This window comes from Leptothrix cholodnii SP-6 (assembly GCF_000019785.1).
In the GTDB taxonomy this organism is placed as follows: Bacteria; Pseudomonadota; Gammaproteobacteria; order Burkholderiales; family Burkholderiaceae_C; genus Sphaerotilus; species Sphaerotilus cholodnii.
In genome coordinates this window covers 2,881,014-2,894,990 of the sequence record NC_010524.1, presented here as the reverse complement: position 1 = coordinate 2,894,990, position 13,977 = coordinate 2,881,014, and the positions used below count along the sequence as shown (strand labels likewise).

Below are 13,977 nucleotides of genomic sequence, written 5' to 3'. Positions count from 1 at the left end.
TGCAGGGCCGGAAGCGCTCGTTTCGATGCAAGAAGCGGTTGTCAAGCCTCCTGATTCCGTGTTCAGGGCGGGGCAGGCGAATCGATTTGTGGAATTGTGTACATTTTGTTTCTTTGGGCGGCAGCGAAGCCGTTCTTTTGCTGGTAAGCCATCCGCGCTGGCGTTTTGACGGGAGAGAACAATGACCCTCATGGGCGGTCGACGAGGAGCCTGGGACGCGTGGCTGTGCGCGTTCGGCGTCCTGTTGCTCGGGTGGGCGGTGTTTTCGCATGGCGACGCTCGGCCTGATGTCCTGCGCCAGCGCGCCGAGGCGCGGGCCGATTCGATGCTGGCCGAGGGCGGGTTCGCATGGGCGCGCCTGCGCATCGACGACACCGTCGGACGGCTGCAGGGCCAGGCCCCCGACGAGCGCAGCCGGGCTGCGCTCACGGGTGAGGCGAACCGCCTGTTGCGACCTCTGATGGGCGTGCCGGGCGTTTTTCTGCACCTGGAGAATCAGGCGCAGCTCAATGAGGAGTTGCCCAAGCGCCCGCCGGCGCCACCGCCGGAACCGCTGGACGACCTGCTGGCCAACCTGGCCCCGCCGGGCGCCGGCAAGTCCTCGGCGCGTGGCCCGGACCTGGCGGCCTGCGAGAAGGCGTTCGGGGCCGTCCAGGCGGCCCGCGCCATCCGTTTCAAGCCCGGTTCGGCCCAGCTTGAACAGGCAGCGATGCCGGTGGTGCACCAGATCGCCGCCCTGGCGCAACGCTGCAGCCGCTGGCGCGTGATCATCGAAGGGCATGCCGACACCAGCGGCGACCCGGTCCAGAACGAGCGCCTGTCCAGGCGACGCGCTGCAGCCGTGGCGGCGGCGATGATTCTCGAAGGCGTCCCGCTGGATCAGATCGAGTCGGTGGGGCGCGGCGCATCGCGCCCGATTGCCGCCTCCAGCGATGCGCAGGCCTCGGTCAAGAACCGGCGCATCGAGTTCCACCTTGCGGCCTTGAAGAAGGGCTGAGGCGCCAGTCGTCGGCGGCCTCGCCTCGTCATTTCAAACTATCCATTCGGAGATTTCCATGTTCCTGCTCGCGCAACTTTGGCTCTATCTGATGCTGGCCGCGGTGTTGGGCGTGCTGATCGGCGTGTCGCTGGCGCGGCGCTTCTGGTCGGTGCGCAGCGAGGCGTCGCTGCGTGACGTGGAGTTCAAGCACACCGAGCAGCTCTACACCGTCAGTGCCGAACACGATGCCGCCCTTGCGGCACTCGAGATGGCCCAGTACGAGGCCAATCTGGCACTCGAAAGCACCGCCGCCGACGCGGCAGGCATGCAGGCCCGCATCACCGAGCGCGATCGCCAGATCAAGGAGCTGAGCGCCATGCTGATGCGCGTCAACAGCGATCTGGCCAAGGCCGAAGGCGTGCGCCGCGGCCTGATGGCCGAGCGCCTGAAACACCGCGAGGAGCTCGAGGCGCTGCGCAAGCAGGTGGCGGCCAACCGGGCCGAGCTGGCGCAGGTGCTCGGTCAGCACGAACGCGAGAAGTCCAGCCTGCAGGAGCAGCTGGCGGCCGAGCGCGCTTTCAGGCTGCAGTCGCTGTCGACCTGAGCCGGTCGGATAACATCCGCCGCCTCTCAAGACAGGCCTTGTTGCGCCGCAGCAAGGCTGCACAAGCGCGACGATGGACCCCAACCCGAACGATTTCTCGACGCTGCCGCCCGGTGACGACGGCGGCGATGCGTTGACGCTGGCGCACTACGCCGAGCGGGCCTACCTCGAATACGCGCTCAGTGTCGTCAAGGGCCGCGCCTTGCCGGATGTCTGCGACGGCCAGAAGCCGGTACAGCGGCGCATCCTCTATTCGATGCAGCGCATGGGCCTGGCCTTTGCCGGCGCCGGTGGCGCCAAGCCGGTCAAGTGCGCGCGGGTGGTGGGTGACGTGCTCGGCCGTTATCACCCGCATGGCGACACCGCTGCCTACGACGCCCTGGTGCGCATGGCGCAGGACTTCAGCCAGCGCTATCCGCTGGTCGACGGTCAGGGCAATTTCGGCTCGCGCGACGGCGATGGCGCCGCTGCGATGCGCTACACCGAAGCCCGGCTGGCGCCGATCGCGCGCCTGCTGCTCGACGAGATCGACGAGGGCACGATCGACTTCGTGCCCAACTACGACGGCTCGACCGAAGAGCCCGCCCTGCTGCCGGCACGGCTGCCGTTCGTGCTGCTCAACGGTGCGTCGGGCATTGCCGTCGGCCTGGCCACCGAGGTGCCGAGCCACAACCTGCGCGAGGTGGCGGCGGCCGTGGTCGCCCTGATCCGCGACGAACACCTGTCCGACGAGGACTTGTACGCGCTGCTGCCCGCGCCCGACTACCCGGGCGGCGGCCAGATCATCAGCAGCGAGACCGACATCCGCGAGGCCTATCGCACCGGCCGCGGCTCGCTCAAGGTGCGCGCGCGCTGGAAGATCGAGGAACTGGCGCGCGGTCAGTGGCAGCTGGTCGTGACCGAACTGCCGCCGGGCGCGAGCGCCCAGCGCGTGCTCGAAGAGATCGAGGAACTCAGCAACCCCAAGATCAAGGCCGGCAAGAAGGCGCTCAGCACCGAGCAGGTGCAGAACAAGGCGCTGCTGCTGTCGGTGCTGGACGGGGTGCGCGACGAGTCGAACAAGGACGCGATGGTGCGCATGGTGTTCGAGCCCCGCAGCCGCACGGTCGAGCAGCAGGAGCTGATCACGATCCTGCTGGCGCACACCAGCCTCGAATGCTCGGCGCCGATCAACCTGACGATGGTGGGCGCCGATGGCCGGCCGACGCAGAAGAGCCTGCGCCGCATCCTGGTCGAGTGGATCGGCTTTCGCCAGGCGACGGTGCGCCGGCGCACCGAGCACCGCCTGGCGCGCGTGCTCGACCGCATGCACGTGCTCGAAGGCCGGCAGCTGGTGCTGCTCAACATCGACGAGGTGATCCGCATCATCCGCGAGAGCGACGAGCCCAAGGCGGCGCTGATCGCGCGCTTTGCGCTCAGCGACCGGCAGGCCGAGGACATCCTCGAGATCCGCCTGCGCCAGCTGGCGCGGCTGGAGGCGATCCGCATCGAACAGGAGCTGGCCGAGTTGCGCACCGAACAGGGCAAGCTCGACGACATCCTGGCCAACCCCGGCACGCTCAGGCGCCTGCTGATCCGCGAGATCGAGGCCGATGCCAAGGCCCACGGCGACGCCCGCCGCACGCTGATCCAGGCCGAGAAGAGGGCCGTCGTCGAGGTCAAGGTGGTCGACGAGCCGGTCACGCTGGTGGTCAGCCAGAAGGGCTGGGTGCGCGCCCGCACCGGCCACGGCCATGATCCGGCGGGCTTCGCGTTCAAGGCCGGGGACGGCCTGTACGGCACCTTCGAGTGCCGCACCGTCGATGCGCTGGTGGTGCTGGGCAGCGACGGGCGGGTCTACTCGGTGCCGGTCAACACCCTGCCGGGCGCACGCGGCGACGGCGTGCCGATCACCTCGCTGATCGAACTGGAGGCGGGCAGCCAGATCCTGCATTACATCGCCGGTTCGGCGTCCACCCCGTTGTTGCTGGCGCACAGTGGCGGCACCGGCCTGCTGGCGCAGATCGGCGACCTGATCAGCCGTCAGAAGGGCGGCAAGGCCTTCCTGACGCTGGAGCCGAGCGAGCGCTGCCTGCCGCCGCTGCCGGTGGCGCTGGAACACCGGCAGGTCGCCTGCCTGTCGAGCTCAGGGCGCTTGCTGGTGTTCGGTCTGGATGAACTCAAGCGCCAGCCCAACGGCGGGCGCGGCCTGATGCTGATGGATCTGGACGAGGCCGATGCCCTGGCGGCCGTGGCAACCTTCGGCGCCGTGCTCAAGCTGGTCGGCACCGGCCGGGGCGGCAAGGTGCGCGAAGACACCTTGCGCGCACCGTCGCTCGAGATCCACCTGGGCAAACGTGCCCGCAAGGGCAAGCCGCTCGCCAGCAGCATGGCCGTGCAGCGCATGCTGCCGGCCTGAACTCAGTGGTGGCGCACCACCGGCGCCCGCGGCTTGCGTGCCGCCGGCCGGTCGGTGGCTGCGGCGATGTCGGGGGCGGGCTTGCCGCTGTCGGTGCGCGGCACGGCGCTGGCCGGTTCTGATGGCACCGGCGGCAGCACGACACCGGCCGGCGGCCAGCCGACCGACGGCAGCGTCGACACCCACCACGACATCCACAGCTGCCCTGCTTCCATCCATTCGTTCCAGAAGCGTTGCTGTGCATGCATGGCGTCTTCCCAGTCGAGACGGCCTTCCTGACTGCTGGTCGATGCGTGGTCGGGCTTGTTGAAGAGATGGGGCCAATAACTCATCTGGGTCTCCTGAATTGATCGGTCATCGCGCCGGCCGTCAGCGGGCCGACGGAAGAATCATCGCAGGGTTGCGCCACGTTGTGGTGCGGATTGCATGAGGCGTTTGTGGTTGCGCAATGCCAAAGAAAAACGCGCCCGAGGGCGCGTTCGATCGAGGGCCCGGCCGGCTGGCCGGGCTTGCAGATCCGGTCGGATCAGCGCGGGGTGGCGCTGACGACGCTCCAGGCCGAGCCGAAACCTGCCGCGGTGATGCTGCGCACGCGGAACGAATGCAGCGTGTTCGCCAGGCCGGTGTAGGTGTGGTTGACGTTGGTGACACCCGTCTTCGTCACCAGGCCGGTCCAGGTGCAGGTGGTCGATGCGCCGACGCAGTACTGCACCTCGTAGCCCAGCACGTTGGCGTAGCCAGCCGTGGTCGTGGCCGGCGCCTGCCAGGTCACCGGGACCTGACCCAGCGGCGTGCGGTTGGCGACTGCCCCGGTGCTGCGCACGGTCGCGCGCACGGTTCTCGCGACAGGCAGATTGCCCTGGTAGTGATAGATGCTGGCGGCCGCACCGGCTTCGGCGCCGTTCACGGCGTTGACCGTGAACTGGTAGAGCGTCTGCGCGGTCAGTGCGGGGCTGCTGAACGACGTGGTGTTCGCGGCCAGGTTGGCGACGGTGGCCGTGCCTGCCACCAGCGTTGTCACGTTCACGGCCGCGCGGCTGACGCGATAGCCGGTCTCGCCTTGCGAGGCATCGCCCCAGATCACGCGCGGACGTGCTGCGGTCACGCCGGCCACGACGGCCAGGTTGGTCGGTGCGTTCAGCAGGCTGCCTGCCGTGGTGCTGCCCGAGATCGAATTCGACGTCGTGCTGCTGTTGGCGCCGACGGCTTCGACACGGTACGAGTAGGTCGTGCTGGGCGTCAGTCCGATGTCGTCGTACGTCAGGCCGGTGACGTTGCGGATCAGCGCGTTGTCGCGGTAGACGTTGTACGACACGGCCTTGGCCGAACCGGTCCAGCTCAGCCGCAGGTTCGTCGACGTGTTGCCGGCGACCGGGGACACGCTGTTGAGCGTCGGAGCCGCGATCGGCACCAGCACTTCGTTCGAGAAGGCCGACTCGGCCTTCTCGGCGCCCAGCACCGAGCGCACGCTGTAGCTGACGAGGGTGTCGTCAGGCGCGGTCGTGTCAACGAAAGACAGCTCGTTGCCCGCCGCGTTGGCTGCGCCAGGCGTGCCGACGACCGTCGTGACGGCGCCGACCTTGCGGACGACTTCGAAGCCGGTCTCGTTGTCCGAGCGATCGGTCCAGCTGACCTGCACGCTGGTCGGCGTGAGCAGGCTGGCGGCCACGCCGTTGGGGGCGATCACCGACTGGGGCACGGTGACGCGAACCTTGACCGTCTCCTTGCCACCTGCGGCAGAGAGCACCGTCACGGTGGCCGGGGGCACGCCGCCGACATCGAGTTCGGTGCCGGTGGCGACGCCGAATTCCTCGATCGTCAAGGCCGGGTTCGCGACCTTGTCGCTCGAGGTCGCCAGAACCAGCAGCTTGCCGGTGAGCGGGTTGTAGTCGGCCTGGCTGATCACGACCGAGTCGGTCAGCGCGCGCACCAGGCGGGTCGTGTCGGTCGTGCCGGTGGCATCGCTGCCATGCAGTTCCATCGCCGCCGGCAGGGTGGCCGGTGCGTTCACCAGACCCTGGCTCTTCGAGAAGGCGCTGCCGTTGGTTTCCTTCTGCAGGGCGACCGGGGCGGCCAGCACGGGCGAGGAGACGCCGGTGGTCGTCACGAAGTCGCGCATCTCGACGCCGGTGGCGGCGCCGGACACCGCGAAGGCGTCGACCTGCGTGCCGCCAGCCGTGCGGGCGTAGCTGATGCGATCCGATGCCAGGGGCGTCTGGACCTTGTTGTCCGACAGCTGGCCCTGGACCGTGAACAGATCCGTCTCGACCACGTTGATCGGCTGGCCTTGCGCATCGAAGCCGCCGATGGGCAGCGGCGTGCCGTCCACGTCGACCGCGGTGATGCGGAAGTAGTTCTGGCCGCAAGGGCTGCCGGTCACGGCGTGCGGCGTGTTGCCGTCGCCGATGAAGCCGGCCGGTGCGTCGTTGCCGGTCCAGCGCAGCCACGGGCCGACACGGCCGGTGGCGGGCGTGTTCGACAGCATGTTCGGGGTGAACGAGATGTCGAAGACTTCGCGGATCTCGTCGCCGGCGTCCAGCAGTTCGATGTTGAAGCTTTCACGGCCGTAGGGGTACTCGACCGTGTAGACGCCCGTGAACGGCGCGTCGATGCGCAGGCGCAGGCGGGTGAAGCTCAGTTGCTCGCCCGGGGTCGGATCTTCGGTGTTGTAGGTCGCTTCGGCGGCCATCACCAGCACGGCGTCGAGGCCGCTGTTGTTGGCCAGCGTGGCGTTCGCCAGCCACCAGAACGACTCGCCGCCGGTGCCGGCCTGCTCGGAGGTCAGGTTGCCCGTGACGACCGGGTCGAAGAAGCACATCGCCGGATCCTTGCAGATCTGCAGCGAGATGCCGTTGATGTCGGTGACCGTTTCGGCGTAACCGTTGACCGGGTTCAGCGGGCCGGTCGTGAACGGCTGGGTGCAGGTCATGGACTGTGCCGAAACCGAAGCGGCATACAGCTCGAGTGCACTGGCCACCAGGGCCACGATGAGTTTGCGTTGCATGTTCAGAATCTCGCAATCACTGGTTGATGATCGTCACCGGCTTGCTAGCCGTGCCGGTCGCCGAAGAGTTGACGGTGACGCGGCTGGGCAGCGCGCTCAGGCCGGGGATCGTCGCGATGCCGTCGGCCAGGTTGACCGTGGTGCCGCCTGCCGTGACCGTCAGCGTCGGCTTGACGGCGCCGTTGTCGCTGGACTCGGCGTTGACGACGAGCGAGCAGGTGCGAGCGCCGTTCGTGTCGGCGGTGCAGGTCGCGTCGGCCTTGGTGATCGTCACCAGATCGGGAACCGGGCTCACCGTCACTGTGCGGTTGGCGCTGATGGCCACGCCGTCGACGATGTTGGTCGCGTTCAGGGTGAGCTGCGCCGGCACCGTGCCGTCGGTGGCGACCGAGTCCAGCGTCGCGTAGAAGCTGCTGTCGCGGCGCAGCAGCGTGGCCGACTGGGCGCCCACGGTGGCCGAAAGCACGGCCGTGGTCGGCGCCGTCGTGAACGCGTGCACGTCGACCTTGCCGCCCTGGCGGGTGTAGTAGGCGCTGTTCACCACCAGCGGCGTGAGGGCTTCGTTCGGGGCGATCTTGCCCTGCACGGTGAACAGGTTGCTGGTCAGGGTGGACGGATTGCCGTCACCGTCGGAGTTGGCCGCGTCGATGACGATCGGCGTGCCGTTGGCGCGCGTGCCGGCGATCAGCTTGACGAAGTTCTGGCCGCAGGGGCTGCCGATCACGGTGTGCGGGGTGGTCGGGCCATCACCCAGATAACCGGCCGGTGCCGGGAGTTCACCGACCTGGTAGCCGGCTTCGCCAGCGCGCGTCCAGCGCAGCCAGGGGCCGACCACGTTGCCGGTGTTGGTCAGGCCGCCCGGGGCGCCCGCGAACGAGATGTCGGCGGTGTCGTTGATCTGGCGATTGGTCGGGCGACCCCGGTCGTCGACGACCGACAGCACCTCGTAGGTCTTCTGGCCGTACGGATGGATCACCGTGTACAGGCCCGGCTCGGGCACCGTGACACGGATGCGCAGGCGGGTGAACGGGAAGGTTTCGGCCGGGTTCGGCACCTCGGCCGCAAACGCAGCCTCGGCCGCCATCACCACCAGCACGTCGGCGTTGGCGCTCGCGAACGCGCTCTCGGCCAGGTACCAGAAGCCTTCGGCGCCGAACCCGATGGTCTCGGAGTAGGCGTTGCCGGGCACGACCGGGTCGAAGAAGCACAGGCCGGGGTCGGTGCAGATCTGCAGCGCCACGCCTTCGGAGTCGGTCAGCGTCTTCGGGAAGCCGTGGCCGAGCAGGCCTTGCGCCGGGTTGTAGGTGTCGACGGCCGAGCCGACGATGGGCGTCGCGGAGTTCGGTTGGCAAACCGCAGCCATCAGCGGGTTGGCGGTGGCGCCGAGCATCAGCGCGATGGCTGCGGCGAGTTTCTTCCTAGAGGTCATCTGAGTTCCTTCAGTGTCGGAGGAGGCAGGCGGATCGGTATCGAGGCGTCACCAAGATCTTGAGCAACTGACGACGCGAGCGTCTGGTGATTCGTGTCGGCTTCAATCAAGGCCCGGCACACAGTTTTTGAGGTGCATCAGGCCTTAAGTTGAATTTCATTGATCTGGGTTGCAGTGTGGGGCAGATGTCGCTTCGAGTTCAAGATGCTTAACCTGAGTTAAGGGGATGTCTTGTTCAGCTTGGGTTATGAAATGTAAACGGCATCTTGATGTTTTCTGTTGCTTGTGGCATTGATTTTCTGTTTCGATTTTTTTGGAATAAATTCAATCGAATCAATGATTTATGGGCGATCTATCAGTCGCGAGCGGACGCGGGGCGCGATCCTGCTGCGTCTTCCGGGGCTCATTTTTGGTTGATCAGATTGATCGGAAAGCTTGGATTCCTGAACAACTGCTTCAGGAATCCGGAGTGTCCATCTGCCTCTTGATGCAAAACATCATTTAGGAAGGCTTAACGGTAATCCACCCGAAGTCTTGTGACAGAGTTGGCACGCCGTCGCCCGATGTAGTGCGTATTTGCAACTTCGGGGTCCGTCCCGGTCGGGCTGGCCGTTAACCAGACTGAATCTCACCAGGCCTCTGGTGTGCGCCAGGCGCGAACCGGTTCGAGTGATCGGCCGTCTGCCGTGACGCGCACGATGGCGCTGCCCTGGGAGCCGACGTGGTTCGAGCGTGAGTAGCTCAACGGGCCCAGGACTCCGGTGCGGAAATCGCGGATCTCTTCGATGGCCGTGCGCAGCCGTTGCCGGCTCACGTCACGCCCGGTGCGCCGCAGCCCTTCCACGGCCAGACAGGAGGCTGCGTAAGCAACGCCCTGCAGGGAAGGGTGCGTCACCTGCTCGCCGATGTCGCCCAGCGAGCGTCCCAGGGACCCCGCATCCGGGGGGGGCGAAGTCGGCTGCGCATGACTCATGCGCAAGCGACTGCGCATCGACTGTGGCCAATCGAGTACACGCCGCCCCAGTTCGCTGAACGTGCCCAGGAGGAGCGGCGCCTGCCAAAGGTCTTGCGGCGCGGAGACCGGTGCGTCGGTCGCCGCGGCAACCGCGTGCATCCAGTCGGGCGAACCCAGGACCAGGGCCGCATCGACCGATTGCCGGGCCAGCCAGGAGACGGCGTCGCGCTTGAGGGTCGCCTCCGAGCGTCCGAGCATGGGTTGCCAGACCACGAGCTCCAGTTCCGGGTGATTCAGGGCTTGGCGCTGGCTGGCCCGCTGCGCGCTGCGGTGGTGCGGGCCGGGGGGTGTGATCACAGCCAGCCGCCGCATCCTGGGTGTCGTCGCGGTCGGCGGCTTCACGGCATCGAGGTCCCCGCCTGCAAACGCGTCGATCAGCACCCGCACCTGGTCGCTCAACTGCGGCACCACCGCAAACAGCATGGCGTTCTGGCCCTCGAGTTCTGCTGCTGCGCCGAGCGGGCCGATCACCGGTACGCCGGGCAGTCGCAGAGCGAGTTCGTTGCTGCCGAGTTCATTCCACCAGGGCGCGATGACGGCGAGCGTCCGTGCTTGCAGGTGCTTGGCGATCTCGGTCGGCGCCAGCCGGGCCGCGTCCAGGGCCTGCCAGGTGATGCGCCGGCCGAACACGCCGCCGCTGCGGTTGCCTTGTTCGATGCAGGCGCGGATCGCCGCCTCTGCTGCCCGGCCCGCGTCGGCCTGCGGGCCGCTCAGCGGCAGCACGCCGCCGAGCACGATCTCGTCATCTGCGATGCCGGGATCGCGATCGGCGGCGCTGCCCAGCACGCGCAGATAGGTCAGCAGGTCCGCCTCGTCGCGCGGTGCCAGCGTGAATCGCGGCATGGCCGACGACAAGGGGCGTCCGTCGGCATCGATCCCCTGGCGCAGGGCGCGCAACAGCGTCGTTTCGGTGTAGGCCGAGCGCGGCAGCAGTCCGGGACTGGCGGGGCGAGCTTGTCCGAGTGCCGTCCACAGCAGCGCGGGTGCCGTCAGGCCGCCTTCGCGGTTGCCGGTGCCGTCGCTGCCGTGGCAGCGGGCACAGGCCACCTTGGTGCCCTGCAGGTCGACATTGCTGCCCGCCGACGCGAGCACGTCGCCACCCTGGCGGTTGATGCCGTCGTGAAAGATCGCTCGCCCGCTGCGCAGCGCAGCGTCTTCATCGGTGGGCTGGGCCCAGGCGCCGCCGCCGATGGTCAGCATCAGCAGGCCCAGCACGCACGGGGCGAGGGCGCGGCGCAGCGCGGTGTGCCGTGGCGGCATCGGCGCCATCAAAGAACCTTGCGCACGGCCTCAAGGATGGCCTGCGGCGGTGCCAGCGCGTGCAGCTTCAGCCAGGCGCCGGTGCGATCGTTGCCGACCCAGAGCACGGCGGTGTGCTGCTCGGGCTTTTCGTTGTACAGGCCCAGCTTGTGCAGCACCCAGTCGACGTTTTCCTTCTTGCCGGTCACGAACGACCAGCCCGGCTGCGCGTTGTGGCGGCGCGCAAAGTCGCGCAGCACCTCGGGCGTGTCGATGCCGGAGTCGGTGCTGATCGAGATCAGCTGCACCGGCGTGTCCACTTCCTGCGCCAGCAGTTCCTGGACCTTGGCGAGGTTGAAACTCACCGGCGAGCAGACGTCCTTGCAGCTCGTGTAGAACGACGTGATCAGCACCACTCGGCCGCGGATCAGGTCGTCGTAGAAGCGCACACGCGGTCGGTCCTGCGTCATCAGCGGCAGGTTGGTGAAGTAGTCGACCCCGCGTGTGCCGCTGGCTGCGGACACCACGCTCGCGCGGGTGGCCTGCTGGGCGGCGATCTGCCGCATGGCGCCGATCTGCGCCGCGGTGGCATCGGCGGACGCCTGGGTGGCGGCCTTGGCGTCGGTGGCCGACGGGGCCTTGGACAACCCGGTGAGCCGCTCGACCAGTTGCTGCGGCGAAGCCAGCCCGTAGGTGCGGACCCAGCGCTTGCTCGGTTCGTGGCCCAGATAGATCATCGGCGAGTGGTCGTTCGGGTCACCGGCCGAGACGTCGTAGGCCTTCAGGATCGCGTCGATCGACTTGCGCGAGCCGGTCACGAACGTCCAGCCCGGGCCGGCCTCGAACTTGCGCGCGAACTTGTTCAGTTCTTCCGGTGTGTCGCTCAGCGGATCGACACTGACCGAAATGAAGTGCACATCGCCGCCGGCCTGCCGCGCCACTTCGGTCTGCATCGCCTTGAAGGTCGCGCTCAGCGGCGAGCAGATCGAGGTGCAGGAGGTGAAGATGAAGTTGATCGCCACCGTGCGGCCGGCGACCAGGTCACGATAGAAGGAGCGGCGCTTGCCGTTCTGGTCGAGCACCTGCACGTCCGGCACGTTCAGGCGCAGGGTCTGGGTTTCGGCCGCCGCCGAGCGGGCGGCGGGCTGTGCCGGGGCCGCCTGGGCCTGGCCAGCCGCCAGGCCCAGCAGGCTGGCGCCGATCACGAAAGCCCGTGCCGCGCAGCGCCGCAGCAGGCCCGAGTGCCTGATCTGGCGAGGGCTGGATCCGGGCGGGCTGCGGCGGTCGGTGCGTGAGGTCAGGTGCATGCTCTGGGTCGATCGAGTGTGTGGGGATGGTCGGCAGTCAACGGGGCGCATTGGTCGCCGCGCTGGTGTCTGACGGGATATCGGCCGTGCGAACCGCCTGATCAAGGAGTGGCGAGCGATCGAAGCTCAGGCGCTGGCTCACCGATTGCACCATCAGGCGCCAGACGCCCGGGCGCGGGAAGCGTTGACGCACCACGTAGACGCCGGGCTCCCGTTCCTGCGCGAACTGACGCTGTTGCGACAGGCCGGGGCGCTCGAGCACCATCAACTGCAGGTCACGCACGCCAGTGACCGCCGCACCGCTCTGGGCATCGGTCAGGCGGATCTGCAGTTCCCAGTCGCGACCGGTGCGGATGTCCGCCGCCTCGGGCCATTGGTAGGCGACGTTGAGCCTGCGGCCATCCGCGGTGGTGCCGGTTTCGTCGATCGCCAGTGCATAACAGTGCGCCAGTCGCGGCTGCTCCAGCAGCAGCGGCAGGCTGTAGCGTCCGCCGCGGTCGAGCTTGATGCTGCCGGTGTAGACGCCGGGGGCGGTTTCTTTCAGGCTGCGGTCGATCACGCGCACGGCGCGTGCGGCCCGGCTGTAGGTCGCGTAGGTGCCCTGCGGCGCCATCATGCCCTCGGTGTAGTAATAGAGTGCGGTGTCCGTGGCACTGCCCAGCAGCATGGTGCCGGGCTCGGGGCCGGCGGCCATCAGGTCGGCGGGGCCGACGTGTTCGGGCATCTGGTTGGGCAGTTTCTGGAACACCGGCAATTCGCTCAGCGCCAGCCGTCCTTCGTCGAGGGAGCGCAGTTCCACCATCTGGACCGACAGGCTGCCCAGGCCGCGGATGAACGCAAAACGCTGCGTGAAGGCGATCTGGTCGGGCTGTGCCACGACCTGGGACTGCGCCACCAGCGAACCGCTGGCCGCGTCGAACGCCATCAGCAGGCTGCCGGCCGTGTTGACGCCCAGCACATGGCGCCCGCTCGGGTCGGCACGCAGGGCGCTGATGGGCCGTGGCACGTCGACGCGCTTGACCACGCGGCCGTCATCCAGGTCGATCACGGTCAGGCTCGGGGCGTTGAGGCTGCCGACGTAAGCGCGCCGCGACAGCGCGCTGTACGTCAGCGGCAGCGGCGTGCCCGGTACCTTGACGCTGGCGATCACGCGGCCCTCGCGCGCATCGATCACGCTGACCTGATCGGCGCCGCTGCTGGTGACGGCCAGGCGCTGGCCGTCGTCGCTGATGACGAGGGCATGGCTGCCCGCGCCGATCGGCAGGTCGGCCTTGCGTTCGAGGGTGTTGGCATCGACCGAAATCAGCCGGTCTGCGTCGTCCATCGCGACCCAGACGGTCGATTCATCCGGGCTGATCGCGAGCCGCCTGGGTTTGCCACTGCCGAGCGCGATCACCTTGGCCAGCTTCTGCGTGCCCAGATCGACCACGGCCAGTTCGCCACGGTCGGCGAGCGTCACGAACAGCCGGTCCATGCCGCGGGCATGAACCCAGTCGGTGCCCACGCCCGGCAACGGGATCAGCGCTTCGAGCTTGGTGTTGTTGAGCTGCAGCAGCGGATTGATCACCGAGACGCTGGCGTCCGCGTTGAGCGTCAGAAGCTGGAAGCTGTTCAGGTCGCGATCGGCACGCTGAGCCAGGCGGCCGCTGGCAAAACGGCGGATCTGGGTCTTGCAGGGCTCGGCCTTGTCGGCGCCCTGGCGGCTCATCCACATGCGCGGTCGCAGGCCTCGCAGCGGCGTGCCGCTGAGCTCGTCGGTCAACGTCAGGGCAATCTTGACCGGTTTGCCGACCGGCGCGAGGCCGGCCTGCTCGGCCGACAGCGAGAGCTCGGCCCGCACGCCGGCCTGAACCGATTGTTGAACCAGCGGCAGCACGTCTCCGGCGTGTGCACCCGGCGCAACAAGCGCCAGAACGCCGAGGCACTTGAGCAGCCAAGTTTTCACGATTACGGCTTTGCTTGTGTCTTGGTATGAAGCGTGACTTATGTCACGAACGGCGGT

Annotated in this window: 9 protein-coding genes; 3 read left to right on the top strand and 6 right to left on the bottom strand. The window is 67.9% G+C overall.

What is annotated here, in order from left to right; genetic code table 11:
- Nucleotides 1-181 precede the first annotated feature (181 nt).
- The 3 genes from LCHO_RS13185 (at nt 182) to parC (ending at nt 3,981) form a co-directional block, all read left to right on the top strand.
- Nucleotides 182-997 carry an OmpA family protein gene (locus tag LCHO_RS13185; protein ID WP_012347655.1) on the top strand — a complete coding sequence of 272 codons (816 nt, stop codon included), beginning with the start codon at nt 182-184 and terminating at the stop codon, nt 995-997.
- Nucleotides 998-1,055: 58 nt separating this feature from the next.
- The gene (locus tag LCHO_RS13180; protein ID WP_012347654.1) at nt 1,056-1,583 is read left to right on the top strand and encodes a hypothetical protein; all 528 of its coding nucleotides are present in this window, start codon (nt 1,056-1,058) and stop codon (nt 1,581-1,583) included.
- Between the two features lie 73 nt (nt 1,584-1,656).
- Entirely contained in the window at nt 1,657-3,981 is a 2,325-nt protein-coding gene (parC, locus tag LCHO_RS13175) for a DNA topoisomerase IV subunit A (protein WP_012347653.1), read from the top strand.
- A 2-nt stretch (nt 3,982-3,983) separates the two neighbouring features.
- Here the strand turns inward: parC and LCHO_RS13170 are convergent, their stop codons facing one another.
- The 6 genes from LCHO_RS13170 to LCHO_RS13145 form a co-directional block, all read right to left on the bottom strand.
- Complete coding sequence (locus LCHO_RS13170) at nt 3,984-4,313, bottom strand: hypothetical protein (RefSeq protein WP_012347652.1); 330 nt, start codon at nt 4,311-4,313, stop codon at nt 3,984-3,986.
- A gap of 194 nt (nt 4,314-4,507) precedes the next feature.
- Nucleotides 4,508-6,985: a fibronectin type III domain-containing protein gene (locus tag LCHO_RS13165; RefSeq protein ID WP_012347651.1), complete on the bottom strand. Its 2,478-nt coding sequence runs from the start codon at nt 6,983-6,985 to the stop codon at nt 4,508-4,510.
- A gap of 16 nt (nt 6,986-7,001) precedes the next feature.
- A complete protein-coding gene (locus LCHO_RS13160; protein WP_012347650.1) occupies nt 7,002-8,414 on the bottom strand; it encodes a hypothetical protein in 1,413 nt (470 codons plus the stop codon).
- A 628-nt stretch (nt 8,415-9,042) separates the two neighbouring features.
- On the bottom strand, nt 9,043-10,698 hold the full coding sequence (locus LCHO_RS13155) for an ABC transporter substrate-binding protein (protein ID WP_012347649.1): 1,656 nt from the start codon (nt 10,696-10,698) through the stop codon (nt 9,043-9,045).
- Nucleotides 10,698-11,975, bottom strand: coding sequence for an SCO family protein (locus LCHO_RS22255; protein WP_012347648.1), 1,278 nt, complete (start codon nt 11,973-11,975; stop codon nt 10,698-10,700). Before LCHO_RS22255 ends, LCHO_RS13155 begins: the two co-directional genes overlap by 1 nt.
- 37 nt (nt 11,976-12,012) lie before the next feature.
- Nucleotides 12,013-13,920, bottom strand: coding sequence for a YncE family protein (locus LCHO_RS13145; RefSeq protein WP_150105471.1), 1,908 nt, complete (start codon nt 13,918-13,920; stop codon nt 12,013-12,015).
- Nucleotides 13,921-13,977 lie beyond the last annotated feature (57 nt).